Here is a 19,475-nt window from a genome sequence, read left to right as displayed (position 1 = left end):
ATTTCGTATCAGTTTTATGGGTTTTTCGATTATTTACTGTGTTTAACTTTGATAGCTAAATCAATTAAATGACGGGCTAACCATTCATTGCGAACGAGGAGGGGACCATGAAAATAAGAGCCAAATACATTCCGATAATGGACACCTTCTGTTTTATCTTGTCCATTATTCCCATTACCTTTGATAACTGTCCCAAGAGGTTTTAAGGCATCAGTTAAATAGGTAACGCCATTGTGGTTTTCAAATCCGTAGTAGGTCTGTTGATTGACTTCATCGAATATTTCAATATCGCCGATAAAACGACTGCCGACCTGTCTTTCAGTGTAGTGAGGCATGACTCCGAGTCCATTAATTTTTTCTCCTACTGAATTAACATAATACTGGCCAAGCAATTGAAAACCACCACAGATGGCTAACATGACACCATCGTTTACGATAAAATTATTTATTTCAGTTTTTAAGCGACCAATATCATGTGAAATAATCTTTTGTTCAAAATCTTGACCGCCACCAAAGAAGACAATGTCATAATCACTAGCCACGAAGTCATCATCAAGACTAACGATGGTTGTTTCCACATTGTAGCCTTTTTCACGGGCATAATATTGAATCATGAGAAGATTCCCATTATCGCCATAGGTATTCATCAAGTTGCCGTATAAATGGCAAATGCGTAATGTGTTCATGTTCATAGTCATCGCTCCTTTATTTTAAATAGCCTTTGTCTATTAATTTCGAACGGATGTCCAACATGGCAGTATAGGTTGCTAATATATGGACATAGTCTGTTTGACAGTTTTCGATGGTCTTAATAATATCGTCTTCATTTACTTCATGAATGCTAGCTGGATCAATACCGGCAACTTTCAAGCGCAATGTCATTTCAGTTGTTTTCATCCCAGAAGTGTAACTTTCCTTGATGGGATAACTGGCTAATTGCTCATAATTACCATCCCAAATCCAGCTTACATCTGTCCCATCAGCATAGCGGTTGTTTAGAATGGCAATTAATGTAAATTTTTCGTCGCTTAAGCCAATTAAATCAATCACTTGATTTAATCCAACAGGGTTTTTAACTAGGTTCAAGAGCACTTTTTTTTCATTGATTTCAAAAAATTCCTGACGACCAAACACACGTTCAGCTTGTTTAAAACCAGTCACGATAGCTTCAGGATTAACATCAAATAGGCGTGCAACACTAAAGGCCGCTAGTGCATTATAAATATTATATAAACCTGCAACCGGAATGGTTAGCTTGGTATTTTCAATCGTAAAAGAAGACTCGGTTAAGTTTAAATCATCAATTTGGGTTATTTTAAAATCAAGCTCCGGACGTTCAAAGCCACAATGCTGACAATAGTAATGGCCTAAATTAGCATAAGTCAATAATTTATAGTTTAAGATATGATGACAATGCGGACATAAAATACCGTCGGTATTGTAGTGAGGCATGACATCCTGCAGTTCTTCATGATCAAAACCAAAATATTTTGTTGGATTTGGAAGTTCCGTCGATTGAAATAAAGGCGAATCACCATTCGCTAAAATAGTTGCCGTCGGCGTCATTTTTGCCGCATCTGTCATTAGTTTATAAATAGAATAAATTTCTCCATAACGGTCCATTTGATCACGAAAAATATTGGTATGAACATATAATTGAGGTTGCAAATGCTTAACCACATGTTTTAACGAACCTTCATCAACCTCAAGCACCGCTACCCCTCTTTGTCCTTTAGGCAGTTTTGGACTCGCTAAAAAAGTACTCACAATCCCTTGTTGCATATTAGAACCAGTGGGATTGGTTAACACATAGTCATATTTTTGTTTGAGTGCATGTACCGTTAGTGCGGTGGTCATGGTTTTACCATTCGTTCCCGTAATAATAATCACATCATAATCGTCGGCTAAAGAAGACAATATATCCGGGGCAATCGTTGTGGCAATTTTTCCAGGTAAACTACTTCCGCCTCTTGTAAACGTCATTAAGCCCCAACGTGTTAATTGACCGATTGATTTGGCTATCGAACTTCGTATGGTCATATTTAAATCTCCTTTTAAAACCTTTTTAAATAAATATCTCTGATTTATCTATTTTAGCAAGCAATGTTAAAATTGCAAAGCTTGCTGGCAGATTTATAAAAAAATCAAAAAATAGAAGAAAGTTGAGAGGATAAGTTTCATTTGGCATATAACGATTTGAGCCGATTGTGCACAGGCCGCTCGGATGAAACTCTCTTTTCAACCGAGTGCGAGATTAAAATCTAGATATTGGATCAATGATTGAGTTATCTTAGGCATGATGTAGCCAATCGTTTCCTCAACGAATAGCAAAATGCCTTCGTTGCTGAGATGAGTTTAAAACTTTAGCCTGGTTCTTTCATGGTTTTTGCACAATTTTATGAACTTCATTAATTATTTGCCCAATGTAAAGAACTTTTATTCCCCAGCACAAAATTCCAATGGCAGTGATATTTATTTTGATGGTTTGAAAGATTGACTAAGTCTGGAAATTATTTTAATATGATTAGTTGAAAGTATCATAGAGGCGAAAGGTGAGAGTGAATGGCACAGTTTTATTTTAAATATGGTGCAATGAATAGTGGGAAGTCGATTGAAATCATTAAAGTTGCCCATAACTATGAGGAGCAAAATAAGCCCGTAGCAATTTTTACAAGTGCCTTAGATAACCGGACTTCTGTTGGCTTAGTTGCAAGTCGGATTGGTTTTCAAAGAGAGGCACAGCCCGTCGAGGAATCAACGGATCTGTTTGAAGAGATTCAAGCCATTCAACCGAAGCCATTTTGTATACTGATTGATGAAGCTCAGTTTTTGAAAAAAGAACATATTATTCAATTAGCACGTGTAGTGGATGAGTTAGATATTCCAGTGATGGCTTTTGGCTTGAAAAATGATTTTATGAATGAATTATTTGAAGGGTCGAAATACTTACTTTTATATGCTGATAAAATTGAAGAAATTAAAACCATTTGTTGGTTCTGCCATAAAAAGGCAACGATGAATTTACGCTTTTTTGAAGGTGAGCCGGTTTACCATGGAGAACAAATTCAAATTGGTGGCAATGAGTCTTATTTACCTGTTTGCCGTAAGTGTTATTCCCATCCTGGGAAAATTGTTGATTAAAAGCTTTTTCGAAAGTTAGCCAAGCAAAGTGAGGAGTATAAGATGTTTGATCAGTTAGATAGTTTAATTTTTCGTTTTGATGAAATTCATGAACTTTTAAGTGACCCCGATGTAATTTCAGATACCAATCGTTTACGGGACTTAACGATTGAAGAGGCGGATTTGCGTCCAAAGGTAGAGAAAATTAAACGTTATAAACAAGTAGAAACAGAAATTGAAGAAACAGAAGAAATGTTGGCTGAGGATTTACATCCTGAGATGGCTGATTTGGCCAAAACAGAATTAAGTGATTTAAAATCAGAGCGTGAAGCACTTGAAGATGAAATTCGCGTGATGATGTTACCCGAAGATCCTAATGATGGTAAAAATATTATTATGGAAATTCGTGGAGCTGCGGGTGGGGATGAAGCCCAGTTATTTGCGGGGGATTTATTAAATATGTATACCCACTACGCTGAGAGTCAAGGTTGGCGAGTTGAACTACTTGATGCCAATATTACTGGTATCGGTGGTTATAAAGAAGTATCGTTAATGATTACGGGTAATAAAGTTTACAGTAAATTGAAGTTTGAAAATGGCTCACACCGGGTACAAAGAGTGCCAGAAACAGAATCGCAAGGCCGTGTACATACATCAACTGCAACGGTTGTTGTCCTACCTGAAGCCGAAGAAATTGATTTTGAAATTGATGAAAATGATATTCGTGTGGATATCTACCATGCAAGTGGAGCGGGGGGACAGCACGTAAACAAGACAGCTTCTGCGGTTCGTTTAACACATATTCCAACGAATACAGTTGTAGCCATGCAAGATGAACGGTCACAGTTGAAAAACCGCGAGAAAGCAATGAAAATCTTGCGTGCACGTGTCTTTGATCAAATTCAAGCAGAAGCACAAGCAGAATACGATTCTAATCGTAAACTAGCCGTTGGGACTGGAGACCGTTCTGAGCGGATTCGTACCTATAACTTCCCGCAAAATCGTGTGACTGATCACCGTATCGGTTTAACGATTCAACAATTGGATTCCATTTTAAGTGGTAAATTAGATGATATTATCGATGCCTTAGTTCTATTTGACCAAACACAAAAGTTGGAGGAACTGAATGGACCACAAGTCTAGTCAAACCTTACATGAAGCTCTTCACCGAGCTTCAATTTTTTTAGAAAAAAACAAACTTGATCCTAATTTAGCTAGGACCTATTGGATGCTGTCCTTTGACTTAAGCTTAACAGATGTTGTCAAAAACTTGCATCAGCCCGTTTTGTCTGAAGATTGGCAACAATTTGAAACTATTTTAAATCGTTTAGCCATGGATGAACCTATTCAGTATATTTTAGGTTATACTGAATTTATGGGTGAGCGGTTTAAAGTGACAACCGATACCTTGATTCCGCGCGAAGAAACTTCAGGCATTATAGAATTAGCCCACGACTTGTTAAGTAAAAATCCCCAAGCAAAAGTTTTAGATATTGGTACGGGGACAGGTATTTTAGCGATTATGATTAAGAAAAAATATCCCCAGACATCTGTTAAAGCCTTGGATATTTCCAAAGCTGCTTTAGCGGTTGCTAAAGAAAATGCAGCAGCATTAAATGTTGATGTTGAGTTTGTACAAAGTGACTTATTGAACGCAATAGCAGATAATGAAAAATTCGATTTGATTCTTTCGAATCCACCCTATATTAGTTCAGATGAATTAGCCTTGATGGATGAAAGTGTCAAAAAATATGAACCATCACTTGCTTTATTTGCTGAAGAAAATGGCTTAGGCATTTATCAGCGCTTGGCTTCAAATATCGCACAATATTTACAAGCAAAGGGACAATTAATTTTCGAGATTGGTTTTAGGCAAGGTGAAGCAGTGAAGCAAATTTTTGAACAAGCCTTTCCTAAGGCAAAGGTTGAGGTATTAACAGATTTTAATCAATTGGATCGGTATGTATGGATACATGAAATGTAGAGATATTTATTAGGAAGAGGCTTTTAATTATGGAGAATCACCAAACAAAGATCTTTGATTTTGACAATTTAAAGGAAGCAGCTGGAATTCTTAAAGAAGGTGGCCTGGTTGCTTTTCCAACGGAAACTGTTTTTGGGCTAGGCGCGATTGCTAACGATGAAGTAGCTGTGAAAAAAGTGTTTGAAGTCAAAGGTCGTCCAAGTGATAATCCATTAATTGTCCATATTGCCAATCGTGAGATGGTTAGCCATTATGTCGAACGAGTGAATCAAACAGCAAATGATTTGATGGATCGGTTTTGGCCGGGCCCATTAACGATTATTTTTCCAGCTAAAGAAGGAATGTTCGCTCCTAGTATTTCTGCAGGCAGACCTACGGTTTCACTTCGGATGCCTAATCAATTAGAAACCTTACTTCTGATTGAAATGACTGGTTTTCCACTGGTTGGTCCAAGTGCCAATCTATCAGGTAAACCGAGTCCGACGCGGATGGAACATGTTTTAAATGATCTATCCGGTGCCATTGATGGCGTGGTGAAAGCTGCTAGCAAGCAAACCCATATTGGTGTCGAGTCGACGGTTGTGATAGCCGAAGATGATCGCATTGTGGTTTTACGACCTGGAGCGATTACGTCGCAAATGCTCAGTCAACTAAATATCCCCGTCATTGAGATGTCGGCCGAAGAACAATTAAAGAGCCAAGATTTACTCTCGCCTGGGGTAAAATATGTCCACTATAGCCCGAAACAGGCTGTTTATCTGGTGGACGCTCATAATACTTTGGGCGAATGGCAAAGTTTTATTCGAAATTCAAAAATAAATATCGGTGTATTAGCCGATGAAGAATGGTTGCGTTTGTTGCAGGACGAAACGGCAGTGACATCGACTTATTCATTAGGTCCTCGTGGCGATATTGCTAGGCATACAAAAGAATTGTATGCTGGCTTGCGTTATTTAGAACAAAGTAATTGTGAGATTATTTTATTGCAAGGTTTGGCAGAATCGGATGCCGCACATGCGTATATTAATCGAAGTACCAAAGCAGCAAATTATTTGATTTGAGTAATATGAATGGAGTGAGTGGTCTATGGAAAATTACTATGTAAAGGATTTACAAATTTTTGAATTAATTGCTAAAGAAGAGCAACGTCAAATGCATGGCATTGAGTTAATTGCATCTGAAAATTTTGTGTCAGACGATGTGATGGCAGCGCAAGGGAGCGTCTTAACGAATAAATACGCAGAAGGTTATCCGAATCGTCGTTACTATGGCGGTTGTGAATTTGTTGATCAAATAGAACAATTAGCGATTGATCGTGTAAAGAGTTTGTTTGGAGCAGAATTTGCGAATGTGCAACCACACTCAGGTTCATCAGCTAACTTAGCGGTTTATAGGGCTTTTTTAAATCCTGGCGATAAAGTTTTAGGAATGGACTTATCACAAGGAGGCCATTTAACCCATGGTTCACCTGTTAATTTTAGTGGCCAATCTTATGAAATGTACAGTTACGGGGTAGATGAAAATGAATTACTTGACTACGATGCTCTGGAAAAAATCGCGCATGAAGTAAAACCAAAGATGATTATTGCTGGCGCCAGTGCTTATTCACGTCACATCGATTTTGAGCGGATTGGTAAGATTGCTAAAGAAGTTGGGGCTATCTACTTTGTGGATATGGCGCATATCGCTGGTTTAGTCGCAACAGGTTACCATCAAAATCCTGTTCCTTTTGCCGATGTGGTGACAACGACAACGCATAAAACATTGCGGGGCCCTCGTGGCGGTGTTATTTTAGCTAAAAAAGAACATGCGAAAAAATTAAATAGCGCAGTTTTCCCAGGAACTCAAGGAGGTCCTTTAGAACATGTCATTGCAGCTAAAGCAGTTGCTTTCCATGAAGCCTTGCAACCTTACTTTAAAGACTATATTGGACAAGTTTTAAAAAATGTCCAAGCCATGGTTGAAGTCTTTAATAAAAGCTCAATGTGTGTTATTTCTGCTGGAAGTGATAATCATCTGTTTATGCTAGATGTAACGCCTTTAGGGATAACTGGAAAAGAAGCACAAGAACGACTTGAAGCAGTAGGGATTACGGTCAACAAAAATTCTATCCCGAATGATCAAAAATCGTTTGTTGAAACAAGTGGTATTCGTGTCGGTACAGCAGCCATTACGACCCGAGGGGTTAAAGAAGATGAAGCTGCTTTAATTGCAGAGCTTATGATTAGCTCTTTACAAACAACTGACCAAGCTGAATTAGATTCAATTCGTGATAAAGTGAAAACTATCGTTGAAAATAAACCATTGTTTACAGTATAATAGACAATTGAAAAATAAAGAAAATTGGGGGAATGAATAATGGCTAAATTTACAGTAGTGGAGCATCCATTGATCAAACACAAGTTGACAATTATTCGTGATAAAAATACATCAACAAAAGAATTTCGTGAGGTTACGAATGAAATAGCGATGTTGATGGCTTATGAAATAACACGCGACCTACCACTAGAAGATATCGAAATTGAGACACCATTAGTTAAGACGACTCAAAAACATATTGCAGGTAAAAAATTAGCTATCGTTCCTATTTTAAGAGCTGGCCTTGGGATGGTTGATGGAATTCTAAAATTAGTTCCATCTGCTCGTGTGGGTCATATCGGACTTTATCGTGACCATGAAACCCTTGAAGCCATTGAATATTTTGCTAAGTTTCCAACCGATATCGATGAACGTAAACTTTTCGTAGTCGATCCGATGCTTGCGACAGGTAGTTCTGCTGTTGCAGCACTTGATATCTTAACTACTAAATATAACTGCAGCCCTGAAAATATTATTTTTGTTAGTTTAGTAGCTGCACCAGAAGGTGTACAAGCAGTTCAAGCAAAATATCCTGGTGTTGATATTTATACAGCCGCTTTAGATGAGCGTCTGGATGAAAATGGCTATATCTTACCTGGCTTAGGTGATGCTGGTGACCGTATTTTCGGGACAAAATAACCTTTTAATTAAAAGTATTAAGAAGATTAGAGTCGTAAGCCACTCAACAAGATGAGTGACTTACGACTTTTTCCTTGCAAGTTAAACACTAATAAATAAGCAAAATCAAATAAGAATACGTTAAATTATTTCGCATCATTAGCAGGTACTAATGAACTATGATAGACTATTTTTACTGAAGATTGTGGAGGTATAAGGATTGGAACAACCATTTAAAAATTTCTATAAGAGATCGCAACAAGAGCGATTAGATTTATTAGAAAAATTAGGTTTTCTACAGCCTGAAAAATCGAGCAAAAACTTACCGGAAGATGTTGCCAACCACATGGTGGAAAATTATTTATTTAATTATGAATTACCTTTAGGTGTGGCTGTAAATTTCTCGATCAATGGCGAACCTTATGTTGTGCCGATGGTAGTCGAAGAGCCTTCGGTTATTGCAGCGGCAAGTAATGGGGCAAAAAAACTAAATAATATCATCGTGAACGTTTCGAGTCGAGAAATTATTGGACAAATTGTTTTTACCAACGTCAATGATGTGGATAAAAAGCGTCAAATAATCTTAGAAAATAAAGATCGCTTATTAGAAATAGCTCGTTCTTTTGCTAACAACATGGTAAAAAGAGGAGCTGGACCGAGGGATTTATGGATTGATAGTAAGAGTGATGGAAAAGAAGCTATTTTTTTAGTGGTCTATTTAAGTATGGACCCGGCTGAAGCGATGGGAGCTAATGCTATCAATACCGTGCTTGAAGGCATTGCGCCAGAGATTTCTAGCATGATTGATAGTCCGATTTTATTTAGCATTTTATCGAATTATTCTGAATCATCTATTACAACAGCCCAAGCTAAAGTACCGATTTTAAGTCTTCATGAGAATGCAATGGAAGCCGAAAAGATTGCTAATAAGGTCGAACAAGCCAGTCGATATGCTAATTTGGATCCCTATCGTGCCGCAACCCATAATAAAGGCATTATGAACGGAATCGATTCAGTTGTTATTGCAACTGGGAATGATTGGCGAGCGGTTGAAGCAGGTGCGCATGCTTATGCTAGTCGTAATGGTCGCTATCAATCCCTAACGAACTGGGAGATTGATAAGAAAACCAATGAGCTTGTAGGAACTTTGTCATTGCCGCTAGCGATTGGAACTGTTGGTGGTACGATTGCGGTCCATCCGATTGCTCAATGGTCACTTGATTTGCTTGGTAATCCGGATGCAGAAAGACTTGCAGGAATAATCGCCGCTGTAGGTTTAGCGCAAAATTATGCTGCTGTTCTTGCATTAGTAACAGATGGCATACAAAAAGGCCATATGTCTTTACATGCGAAAAGTCTTGCCTTGCAAGTCGGTGCAAAAGATGATGAAGTGAGCCAAGTCATTGATTTTTTAAAGCATCAAAAAACAATTAGCCAAACGACAGCTAAAGAGGCTTTAAAAGAAGTTAGAAAAAATAAAGGATAAAGTATCATTTATGATAGAAAGAGAGGAAACGTATGTCAATAACTGTCGGTATCGATAAAATTGGGCTTTATATTCCACAACACTATGTAGATACGGAAGATTTAGCAAATGCTAGAGGTGTTGACCCTGATAAATATCTGATTGGTATTGGTCAAGAAAAGATGGCCGTTCCTTTACTTGAACAAGATATTGTTGCCCTAGCGGCTAATGCAGCCAAAGAAATTTTAACGGATGAAGATTTAGAAACAATCGACCAAATTATATTTGCAACGGAGTCTTCGTTTGATTTTTCTAAAGCATCAGCAATTTATTTACATGAATTATTAAATATCCAACCTTACGCGAAAGGTTATGAAATTAAACAAGCCTGCTACGGTACAACAGCAGGTATTCAGTCTGCTTGTGACTATGTTCAATTGCGTCCGCAACGTAAAGTGTTAGTTGTTTCAGCTGATATTGCGCGTTATGGATTACATACTTCAGGTGAAGTGACGCAAGGAGCAGGGGCTGTTGCCATCTTAATCACAGCTAACCCAAGTATTTTAGCTATCAATCAAGAGAGTATCAGTGTTACAAGTAATCAATTTGATTTTTGGCGTCCACACTATTCAGATGTTGCTTTAGTAGACGGACCTTTTTCAACTCAACTTTATCAAGATTTGTATTTAAAAGTGATGGAACGTTTTGAAGAAGTAGATGCAAACTATCTGCAAACAATTAAGGCTATGGTCTTTCATTTACCATTTACAAAAATGGGTAAAAAAGCTTTAGATAAGTATTCAGAAAGTAAATCAAATATACTAGATGACAAGACAAAAGAGAATATGATTAAAGCTTGGCAAAATATATATCCAGCTTCAACTGTTTTAAATAGACAGGTAGGTAATCTGTATACAGGTTCCCTTTACTTAAGCTTAATTTCTCTTTTAATTTTTGCTGAAAAACTAAACAGTGGAGATGTTTTGGGATTATTTAGCTATGGATCAGGAGCGGTTGCTGAATTGATTACAGGTATCTTACAGCCTCAATATTTAGATACCTTAGATAAAAATATGATTATCGCACATTTTGATCGCCGTGAAAAACTATCCATCGAAGCTTATGAAGAAATTTTTAGTCAAACTCTAACCACCACTGAAGAAGTAGTAGAAGTCAGTGAAGGAACAGACGGGGAAGGCTTCTATTTGAGTAGAATTGATGCCCACCGTCGTTATTACGCCTATAAGTCCTAACAAAAAGAACATCTTTCAAATGCAGCCGCTTTTATCTTGAGCTATCGTTGTAATTGTAAGATGTTCTATTTTTTTAAGCCTTAATTAAATCGTCAATAATAATTTTTTTCATTGTCATCATGGCTTGGATTTTACTATCAGTGGTAAGAAGTTCACCCAGATTGTCTGGGATAATCTGCCAAGATAGACCAAATTTATCTTTTACCCAGCCACATTGTTCTGCTTCAGCGACATGAGATAATTTGTCCCAATAGTAGTCAATTTCAGCTTGATTGGCACATTCAATAGTAAAGGAAATAGCTTCGTTAAATCGGAAAGTTGGGCCACCATCCAAGCCAATAAATCGTTGATTGTTTAAAGTAAATTCAGCAGTAATAACTTTATTTGCCATATTCGCAAAATGTTCGTCTAATGATTCATCAGGATAGTAAGCAATTGAATCAACGGTTGAATTTGGGAAAACTGAGACATAGTAATGAATAGCTTCTTCGCAATTGTTATCGCTAAACCATAAACTTGGGATAATTGATTTCATCTATTTCACTCCTTTGATGGGATTTTAACATGCAAGAAGTAAGAAAAATAGAAACATAAATAAAAATTAAGGATTAAGGAGCGATTGTATTGTTAACTGTTTACGGGCTAAGCCATTGTACAACGACTAAAAAAGCCATTAAATATTTAGAGAATCAGGGCATAAAAGTGGATAGATTCATCGATATAAGAGACAATCCACCTAATAAAGCAATTATTAACCTACTTTTAGAAGATAATAATGGATCCATAAAGAAAATCATCAATACATCTGGAGACTTGTATCGTTCAATGAATTTGAAAGAAAAGTTGGATTCAATGACGGTTGGAGAAATCGTTAAGTTACTAACTCAAAATGGAATGCTGATTAAAAGACCCCTCATCACCAATGAGGAAAAAGCCACTGTGAGTGCTAAGGAGCAAATTTTACAAAGATGGATTTAAGTAACGCTTTTTATGGCGATAACTTCTTTTCTGTCAAATATCGAAGGTGCTATTTATTAATAGTAGCCATTCAAAAAGTTGCTGAAAGTTAGCTTTAAATCCAAAAAAAATAAAAATAAAGCATAAAAACAAAATCAAAATTATACAATTCGATTTCTTTTTTTAATAATAATATTGCGATTTTATTCTGAGGAAATGAGAAGAAACTCAATTACAACTTGTTTTCATGGTAAGTAAGTGCTAAAATTAATCCGTTGTTCAATACGAAAGATTTTTATTTTTTTAAATCTTTAAGTATTTATTTTGTTAAGAAAGAAGGTTCTACTAGTGGAAGAAACCCGCATAATTGATCTACTAGGAATTCCTATTGGATTAAATACGCTGCTAGCTCTAATAGCAACAGTCGTATTAATCTGGTTATTGCTCAAATATTGTACACAGTCATTGTCGACTGACAAGCCGAGCAAGGGACAGCTGTTTTTAGAATGGTTGGTTGATTTTGTTAAAGGTATTGTTGGCGGAGCTATCTCAGACGAACGCATTCAAATGTATCAACTACTAGGTTTTACTTTGTTGTTATTTGTTTTCGTTTCTAATTTTTTGGGCTTACCCTTTATTATTCACATAGGAGAATATAGCTATTGGAGAAGTCCGACTGCAGATCCTATGGTCTGTCTAAGTTTAGCCCTACTAATGATTTTACTTTCTCATTACCTAGGGATTAGTAAATTAGGATTGAAAAATTATTTTGTTCAAAGTTACTTAAAACCGGTGAGTTTTCTACTCCCAATTAAATTAATTGAAGAGTTTACAAATACACTGACATTGGCTTTACGTTTGTACGGAAATATTTTTGCTGGGGAAGTTTTACTTGGTTTAATTGCAGGCTTGGCAACATCATATCAACCATTTACATGGGTAGTAGGGATGCCCCTACAAATGGTTTGGCAAGGATTTTCATTATTTATCGGTGCCATCCAAGCTTATATTTTTGTGACGTTAACAATGGTTTACTTATCACATAAAATTGAAATAGAACACGCATAAAATTTATTATTAAGGAGAAAAAAATTATGGATTCAATTGCTGCTGCAATCGCTGTATCAATCGCTGCTTTAGGTGCTTCAATCGGTAACGGGATGGTTATTTCTAAAACAATCGAATCAATCGCACGCCAACCAGAATTAGAAGGTAAATTACGTATGACCATGTTCCTTGGGGTTGGTTTAATCGAGGCCATTCCAATTATGGCGGTCGTTATTGCATTTATTCTTGTATTTAGATAAGAAAAGCAGAGGTGTTAATAAATGAGTTACTTGTTACTTACAGCCAATCATAATACAGCTTTAGGAAACACCATTATCACCTTAGTGGCTTTCGTTATACTACTTGTTATTGTTAAAAAAGTAGCCTGGGGCCCTTTGATGAATATATTAGAAGCTAGACGTGAAACAATCAATGCTGACTTAAGTAAAGCGTCGACAGAACGCGCTTCTGCTCAAGAAGCTAAATTAGAAGCGCAAAAAATATTGAAAAATGCTGAAAATGAAGCTGCCAAAATTGTTTTGCAAGCCAAACAACAAAGCCTACAGATTCAAGACAACATGATGGAAGAAGCCAAAGCGAATGTTGTTCAATTGAAAACTGCCGCTAAAGCGGATATGGAACGTGAAAGACAACAAACAATGGGGAATATGAAGTCGGAGATTACGAATATAGCGATTGAAATTGCGGAAAAAATTATTAAACGTGAAATCAATGCAACAGACCATCAAAATCTAATTGAGGATTTTATTCAAGAAATGGATGATTTATCATGACAGATAACCGCATGAGAGAAGAATCTGAAACTATCTCTACAACTTCTACTGCCGTAGAGAATGAAGGACGTAAAGTTTCCTACGAGGATGAACTACTCAAAAATATTAATCAACAATTACCACAACAAGCTACAAACAAAGCGGCTGAGAGTCTGACGATTACAAGTGCTTTTCCTTTAACAAATGAAGATAAAGCAAAAATCGTGAATAAATATTTAGAAAAAACGGGAACACGTTTACGTCAAATTAAGACAGTAGTGGACCAAAAATTAATTTCAGGTATTCGCCTACAAAGTGAAAGCTTTTATTACGAAGTAAGTGGACAAAAAACATTACGTGAATTAAAAGATTATTTAAGCCGGAATCCAATCATAGAGGAGGAATTGTAGTGAATACAAATCATTTAGAATCAAATATTCTTCAACAAATTCGCCAATTCCAAACGAATGATATCTTCGAGGAAATTGGTACTGTAACATATATTGGTGACGGTATTGCTCGAGCAACTGGTTTAGATAATGTTATGGCAGGCGAAATGGTTGAGTTTGCCAATGGTACAAGAGGGATGATTCAAAATTTAGAAAGCCAAGATGTAGGGATTATTATCTTTGGTGAGTATGTGGACATTCACGAAGGTGATCTTGTTCGCCGATTAGGAAAAATTATGGAAGTACCTGTTGGAGATGACTTATTAGGACGTGTAGTCGGTCCTTTAGGTAATCCCATTGATGGACTTGGTAAATTAAAAACTAGCCAAACGCGTCCAATTGAATTTGAAGCGCCAAGTATTATGGAACGTCAAAGTGTTAAACAACCATTACAAACAGGGATTAAGGCCATCGATGCTTTAGTTCCAATTGGTCGTGGTCAACGTGAATTGATTATCGGCGATCGCAAAACGGGTAAAACAAGTTTAGCAATTGATACAATTTTAAGTCAAAAAGATGATGACGTGATTTGTATTTACGTTGCTATTGGTCAAAAAGAATCAACGGTAAAAAATATCGTCAGTACTTTAAATTTACATGGTGCAATGGATTACACCATTGTTATGACAGCTAATGCTGCTCAACCTGCACCATTATTGTATTTAGCACCTTATGCAGCTACTGCTATGGGCGAATACTTTATGTATAACGGCAAACATGTATTAATTATTTATGATGATTTATCAAAACAAGCTGCAGCCTACCGTGAAATGAGTTTACTATTAAAACGTCCACCAGGTCGTGAAGCTTATCCTGGAGATGTCTTTTATTTACACTCTCGTTTACTGGAACGTGCCGGTAAATTAAGCGATGCGATGGGTGGCGGTTCGATGACTGCTTTACCGATTGTTGAAACCCAAGCCGGAGATATTTCAGCTTATATTCCAACTAATGTAATTTCGATTACGGATGGGCAAATATTCCTTGAATCAGATTTGTTTTTTTCGGGGATTCGACCTGCTATTAATGCAGGTTTATCTGTTTCACGTGTGGGTGGAGCGGCACAAATTAAAGCAATCAAACAAGTCTCAGGTACATTGCGTATGGATTTAGCTTCATATCGTGAACTAGAAGCTTTTTCATCCTTTGGATCTGACTTAGATGCTTCAACTCAACAACGCTTAAATCGTGGTAAAAGAACGGTTGAAGTTTTAAAACAAGCCTTACATAAACCGATAGCGGTTGAAAAACAAGCGGTACTTTTTTATGCTTTGAATGCTGGTTTTCTTGATCAAATCCCAGTCAAAGCAATCGGTGATTTTGAACAACAATTTTATGCTTATATGGAAAGACAATATGAAGTGGTTTTAAGTGACATAAAAGCGAGTCATAATTTACCAGATAAAGAACTACTCGATGGTATTATCGAGTCCTTCTTGGAAAGTTTTTCGATCAGATAAGCATGCCAATAGATTGAAAGAAGGTAGAAGATGTCATTAAATGAATTGAAAAAACGTATGGATTCTACTTCTAAAACGGCTCAAATTACACGTGCTATGCAAATGGTCTCTGCTGCGAAATATCATAAGCTTGTGACGGTCGCAAAAAATTATACAACTTATTCTCAAGTCTTAAGACGAATGGTAGCCCGTATTGCTAAATATCAATTTGATTTACTGGACGATGGTGTGCCGATGGATGTGGATGAAGCCAATTTTGTCGATTTTCATGATTTTTTGATTGAACGTCCACTTAAAAGGATAGGGTATTTAGTTATTTCTTCAGATAAAGGTCTAGCAGGAGGCTACAATAGCTCTGTTATTCGTTCGATGGAAGAAATGTTGGAACGGGATCATAGGAGTAAAGAAGAAGTTGTTGTTTTGGCAATTGGCGAACCTATTGCTAAATATTGTCGCGAACAAGGTTATGAAGTTGTTTTTGAACAACAAGATTTATCAGACACACCAAGTTTTACAGAAGTTCAATTAATTATGCGTAAAGCCATTGACTTATTTAGAAATCAAGTCTTTGATGCGCTTTATGTTTGTTATAACCACCATGTCAGTGCCTTAAAAAGCCAATTTCGTGCCGATCAAATTTTACCTTTAAGTGAAGTTGATATGGCGGATGACTTAGCTGTTACAACAACAAAGAGTGCCGTATTAATTGAACCGTCACAAGCCGATGTGTTAGATATTTTATTACCACAATATGCAGAAAGTCAAATATTCGCGGCAATTATAGATGCCAAAACAGCTGAACACGCTAGTCGTATGAATGCAATGAAGAGTGCGACAGATAATGCTCAAGATATGATCGATGATTTAAAACAACAATATAATCAAGAGCGTCAAGTTAGAGTAACTGATGAAATTTTAGAAATCATTAATGGTGCAAACGCACTAAATAATAAATAGGAAGAAGGTAATAGATGATGCGAATCGGACAAGTATCTCAAGTGATTGGCCCCGTTGTCGATGTTATTTTTCCAATCGAGGGTGGTGTTCCGGATATTCATCATGCCTTGGTTGTCCATCGAACAAATGAAACAACAAAAGACAACGAAAACTTATTAGATTCAACCGATAATACAGTCACCTTAGAAGTCGCATTAGATCTTGGGGAAGGTGTTGTTAGAACGATCGCCATGGAATCAACAGACGGTTTAGCCAGAGGAATGAAAGTGGTTGATAAAGGCGAATCCATTTCTGTCCCTGTTGGTGAAGAAACACTAGGTCGTGTATTTAATGTTTTAGGGGATTCAATTGATGACATGCCTCCATTAAAAGATAACGATACAAAACGCTGGGGTATTCACCGTAAACCACCTGTTTATGAAGATTTAAGTAGTACTTTTGAAGTGTTAGAAACAGGTATTAAAGTGATTGATTTGCTAGCTCCTTATCTTAAAGGGGGTAAAATTGGGCTTTTTGGAGGAGCGGGAGTTGGGAAAACAGTTCTTATCCAAGAATTAATCCATAATATTGCAGAACAATTAGGCGGTATCTCAGTTTTTACTGGTGTTGGAGAAAGAACACGAGAAGGTAACGACCTTGTTTTTGAAATGCGTGAATCTGGAGTTAACAAACGTACCGCCATGGTATTTGGTCAAATGAACGAGCCTCCTGGAGCAAGAATGCGGGTTGTCTTATCTGGTTTGACCATGGCAGAATATTTCCGTGATGTCCTAAATCAAGATGTATTATTATTTATTGATAATATTTACCGTTTTACACAAGCGGGTTCAGAAGTTTCAGCCTTACTAGGTAGAATGCCTTCGGCAGTCGGTTATCAACCAACTTTAGCCAGTGAAATGGGGTCTATGCAAGAGCGGATTACATCGACAAAACATGGTTCAATCACTTCTATTCAAGCCGTCTATGTACCAGCAGATGACTATACAGACCCTGCGCCTGCAACAACTTTTGCTCATTTAGATGCGACAACAAATTTGGAGAGACGGATTGCAGAGCAGGGGATTTATCCAGCTGTAGACCCACTTGCTTCGTCATCTTCAGCTTTAAGTGAAGAAATTGTTGGGACAAGACATTATAATATTGCACGTGAAGTGCAATTAATCTTACAACGTTACCGCGAATTACAAGATATTATTGCCATTTTAGGGATGGATGAATTAAGTGATGAAGAAAAAGGGATTGTGAAACGTGCGCGTCGCATCCAATTTTTCTTATCCCAAAATTTCCATGTTGCCGAAGCTTTTACAGGTATACCGGGATCGTTTGTAACCATAGAAGAAACCTTATCTGGTTTTGAAGGAATCATCCAAGGTAAATACGATCATATTTCTGAAGAAGCTTTTCGAAATGTGGGCTCTATTGATATGGTCCTAGAAAAAGAACGTCAGCTTAATCCTGATAGTCATACGGACAGCAACTAAGACACGAGGAAGGAAGTTAGCCTTATGGAAGAAACAACAAGCTCTTATATCCAAGTCGTTGTCTATTCACCTGATGGAGAAATATACAATCACCGCTCTAAAAGTTGTAATGTACATACACCAGAAGGCGGCATGAGTATTTTAGCCAACCATATGCCTATTGTAGCTTCACTAGATACCTCAGCCATCCGTGTCACACGTTTAGATGAGGAAGAGACCGTTGATTATATTGCCATCAATGGTGGTATCTTAAACTTCAATAATAATCGCTTGGAAATTGCAACGAGTTTTGCGATTCGATCACGCGATATCGATGAAGCCAAAGCTGAATTAGCCAAGCAAGAAGCAGAAGCGGCGATGCAGTCAGCGCTACATCAACACAATACCAAAGAATTTAACCGTGCTAAGATTCAATTAAAACGCGCCATCAACTTAATTACGGTGAGTAAAGAACGTAAAAATTAAATCCATACAAATAAATATCCAAAGCATAATCTTAGACGCCCTCAAAGTATCCAAGGCATGCTTTGGATATTTTTTTGCCCTTTAGCTTATTCTAAGAGAACAATTGAAAACAATTTGGTATTGTTGGGCGAAACTTGACAATTTAACCGGACCTAATTTAGGTAAGTTATGGAGGAAAGTTTTGTCTAAGAGGACTAAATCTTCGTAGTAAAATATACCATTGTTAAATAAAAACTGAAGTGTTTGCGAAGGAAGTTTTAAATTAAAATAGTTGTCACGTAAAAAGGTCTTTTGGATAAGTGCTTGATGAGGTAATTCCAAAGAAGACAGTACAAAAGCATCTTTACTAATAATCGTTTTTAAAATATCGTAATCATTACTTTTCATTAATTTGTGGAGTTGTTGCAAAGGGACGTACTTGAAGAATGAATTAGGTTGATTATTAAGAAGCTTGTAGATAGGGTGTTTTCGAAATAAATACTTACAAATTGACTGACTGATGGTTTTCCTTTGATCGTTTTTGTTGATAAAAATGTATTCCCAATGCATGCAACTATCTCTTTCGTTTGTTTCAAGAATAAAACCACGTAAATAGAGTTCTAATAAGAGATGACAATCTGTATGCCAGTACTGCTCTAAAAATTGTATCGGATTATCTGAAAAAACTTTTTCTAGGCTAGAAACTTCCATTAGAATTGAACGATTTGAGTAAGGCGGGGGGATTAGTAATTGAAAGTGCAAATTTGAGAAAAAAACGAGCATAAGAACCTCCTCATCTTTTTTACTTACTATAGCACCTTTTGTTTTTATATAAAGTGTTGATTTTAATAAATATTTTGTTTATATATGTTAATAATTATCTTTTTAGTTATATAAATACCAATTAAGATACAAAATGAATGTCAATGAAGTTATGTATTATCTGAATATTAGATTGCAGAATTATTAACAAAATTTTGTTTTAACAGATTATCTATTTGAAATATGAAATGAGATTTTTCTTTTCAATAAATTTATCAAATTCTTAAAGAATAAAAGTTATTTATTTTTTTCTCGCTTACAACATCATCAAATTGTGTGTTGAATGA

Annotated in this window: 21 protein-coding genes; 17 read left to right on the top strand and 4 right to left on the bottom strand. The window is 36.6% G+C overall.

Going from position 1 to position 19,475, the window contains the following annotated elements; translation table 11 throughout:
- Positions 1-29: 29 nt before the first annotated feature.
- Both ACTQ54_RS03785 and ACTQ54_RS03780 read right to left on the bottom strand, forming a co-directional pair.
- Positions 30-686: a type 1 glutamine amidotransferase gene (locus tag ACTQ54_RS03785; RefSeq protein WP_441754885.1), complete on the bottom strand. Its 657-nt coding sequence runs from the start codon at positions 684-686 to the stop codon at positions 30-32.
- Positions 687-705: 19 nt separating this feature from the next.
- The gene (locus ACTQ54_RS03780) at positions 706-2,040 is read right to left on the bottom strand and encodes a MurT ligase domain-containing protein (RefSeq protein WP_441754817.1); all 1,335 of its coding nucleotides are present in this window, start codon (positions 2,038-2,040) and stop codon (positions 706-708) included.
- Positions 2,041-2,562: 522 nt separating this feature from the next.
- On the opposite strand from ACTQ54_RS03780, the gene ACTQ54_RS03775 reads away from it, so the two are divergent.
- The 8 genes from ACTQ54_RS03775 to ACTQ54_RS03740 all read left to right on the top strand — a co-directional run bounded on the left by ACTQ54_RS03775 (position 2,563) and on the right by ACTQ54_RS03740 (position 10,798).
- On the top strand, positions 2,563-3,141 hold the full coding sequence (locus tag ACTQ54_RS03775; RefSeq protein ID WP_441754816.1) for a thymidine kinase: 579 nt from the start codon (positions 2,563-2,565) through the stop codon (positions 3,139-3,141).
- Between the two features lie 42 nt (positions 3,142-3,183).
- Positions 3,184-4,263: a peptide chain release factor 1 gene (gene prfA / locus ACTQ54_RS03770; RefSeq protein WP_441754814.1), complete on the top strand. Its 1,080-nt coding sequence runs from the start codon at positions 3,184-3,186 to the stop codon at positions 4,261-4,263.
- Positions 4,247-5,104: a peptide chain release factor N(5)-glutamine methyltransferase gene (gene prmC / locus ACTQ54_RS03765; protein WP_441754812.1), complete on the top strand. Its 858-nt coding sequence runs from the start codon at positions 4,247-4,249 to the stop codon at positions 5,102-5,104. Before prfA ends, prmC begins: the two co-directional genes overlap by 17 nt.
- Before the next feature lie 29 nt (positions 5,105-5,133).
- A complete protein-coding gene (locus ACTQ54_RS03760; RefSeq protein WP_441754810.1) occupies positions 5,134-6,165 on the top strand; it encodes an L-threonylcarbamoyladenylate synthase in 1,032 nt (343 codons plus the stop codon).
- 25 nt (positions 6,166-6,190) lie between these two features.
- The gene (glyA, locus tag ACTQ54_RS03755) at positions 6,191-7,423 is read left to right on the top strand and encodes a serine hydroxymethyltransferase (protein ID WP_441754808.1); all 1,233 of its coding nucleotides are present in this window, start codon (positions 6,191-6,193) and stop codon (positions 7,421-7,423) included.
- A 39-nt stretch (positions 7,424-7,462) separates the two neighbouring features.
- Positions 7,463-8,101 (top strand): uracil phosphoribosyltransferase, encoded by a 639-nt coding sequence (gene upp, locus ACTQ54_RS03750; protein WP_441754806.1) that lies wholly within the window; start codon positions 7,463-7,465, stop codon positions 8,099-8,101.
- A gap of 199 nt (positions 8,102-8,300) precedes the next feature.
- Complete coding sequence (locus ACTQ54_RS03745; RefSeq protein ID WP_441754804.1) at positions 8,301-9,566, top strand: hydroxymethylglutaryl-CoA reductase, degradative; 1,266 nt, start codon at positions 8,301-8,303, stop codon at positions 9,564-9,566.
- Positions 9,567-9,598: 32 nt separating this feature from the next.
- A complete protein-coding gene (locus ACTQ54_RS03740) occupies positions 9,599-10,798 on the top strand; it encodes a hydroxymethylglutaryl-CoA synthase (RefSeq protein WP_441754802.1) in 1,200 nt (399 codons plus the stop codon).
- A 73-nt stretch (positions 10,799-10,871) separates the two neighbouring features.
- On the opposite strand, the gene ACTQ54_RS03735 is transcribed toward ACTQ54_RS03740, so the two are convergent.
- Positions 10,872-11,333 carry a VOC family protein gene (locus ACTQ54_RS03735; RefSeq protein ID WP_441754800.1) on the bottom strand — a complete coding sequence of 154 codons (462 nt, stop codon included), beginning with the start codon at positions 11,331-11,333 and terminating at the stop codon, positions 10,872-10,874.
- A gap of 89 nt (positions 11,334-11,422) precedes the next feature.
- On the opposite strand from ACTQ54_RS03735, the gene ACTQ54_RS03730 reads away from it, so the two are divergent.
- The 9 genes from ACTQ54_RS03730 to atpC all read left to right on the top strand — a co-directional run bounded on the left by ACTQ54_RS03730 (position 11,423) and on the right by atpC (position 18,387).
- On the top strand, positions 11,423-11,776 hold the full coding sequence (locus ACTQ54_RS03730; protein ID WP_441754798.1) for a Spx/MgsR family RNA polymerase-binding regulatory protein: 354 nt from the start codon (positions 11,423-11,425) through the stop codon (positions 11,774-11,776).
- Between the two features lie 327 nt (positions 11,777-12,103).
- Positions 12,104-12,823, top strand: a complete 720-nt coding sequence (gene atpB / locus ACTQ54_RS03725; RefSeq protein ID WP_441754796.1) for a F0F1 ATP synthase subunit A — start codon at positions 12,104-12,106, stop codon at positions 12,821-12,823.
- Between the two features lie 26 nt (positions 12,824-12,849).
- Positions 12,850-13,062, top strand: coding sequence for a F0F1 ATP synthase subunit C (gene atpE / locus ACTQ54_RS03720; protein WP_441750123.1), 213 nt, complete (start codon positions 12,850-12,852; stop codon positions 13,060-13,062).
- Between the two features lie 21 nt (positions 13,063-13,083).
- Complete coding sequence (gene atpF, locus ACTQ54_RS03715; RefSeq protein ID WP_441754794.1) at positions 13,084-13,596, top strand: F0F1 ATP synthase subunit B; 513 nt, start codon at positions 13,084-13,086, stop codon at positions 13,594-13,596.
- Positions 13,593-13,985 (top strand): F0F1 ATP synthase subunit delta, encoded by a 393-nt coding sequence (locus ACTQ54_RS03710; RefSeq protein ID WP_441754791.1) that lies wholly within the window; start codon positions 13,593-13,595, stop codon positions 13,983-13,985. The genes atpF and ACTQ54_RS03710 overlap by 4 nt, the downstream gene beginning before the upstream one ends.
- 26 nt (positions 13,986-14,011) lie before the next feature.
- The gene (atpA, locus tag ACTQ54_RS03705; protein ID WP_441754884.1) at positions 14,012-15,484 is read left to right on the top strand and encodes a F0F1 ATP synthase subunit alpha; all 1,473 of its coding nucleotides are present in this window, start codon (positions 14,012-14,014) and stop codon (positions 15,482-15,484) included.
- Positions 15,485-15,514: 30 nt separating this feature from the next.
- A complete protein-coding gene (gene atpG / locus ACTQ54_RS03700) occupies positions 15,515-16,441 on the top strand; it encodes an ATP synthase F1 subunit gamma (protein ID WP_441754789.1) in 927 nt (308 codons plus the stop codon).
- Between the two features lie 17 nt (positions 16,442-16,458).
- Positions 16,459-17,922 (top strand): F0F1 ATP synthase subunit beta, encoded by a 1,464-nt coding sequence (atpD, locus tag ACTQ54_RS03695; RefSeq protein WP_441754883.1) that lies wholly within the window; start codon positions 16,459-16,461, stop codon positions 17,920-17,922.
- A gap of 24 nt (positions 17,923-17,946) precedes the next feature.
- The gene (gene atpC / locus ACTQ54_RS03690; protein ID WP_441754787.1) at positions 17,947-18,387 is read left to right on the top strand and encodes an ATP synthase F1 subunit epsilon; all 441 of its coding nucleotides are present in this window, start codon (positions 17,947-17,949) and stop codon (positions 18,385-18,387) included.
- Positions 18,388-18,468: 81 nt separating this feature from the next.
- On the opposite strand, the gene ACTQ54_RS03685 is transcribed toward atpC, so the two are convergent.
- On the bottom strand, positions 18,469-19,149 hold the full coding sequence (locus ACTQ54_RS03685; RefSeq protein WP_441754785.1) for a hypothetical protein: 681 nt from the start codon (positions 19,147-19,149) through the stop codon (positions 18,469-18,471).
- Positions 19,150-19,475 lie beyond the last annotated feature (326 nt).

This window comes from Fundicoccus sp. Sow4_H7 (assembly GCF_052115865.1).
Taxonomy (GTDB): domain Bacteria; phylum Bacillota; class Bacilli; order Lactobacillales; family Aerococcaceae; genus Fundicoccus_A.
This window is presented reverse-complemented; position numbering and strand designations above follow the sequence as displayed.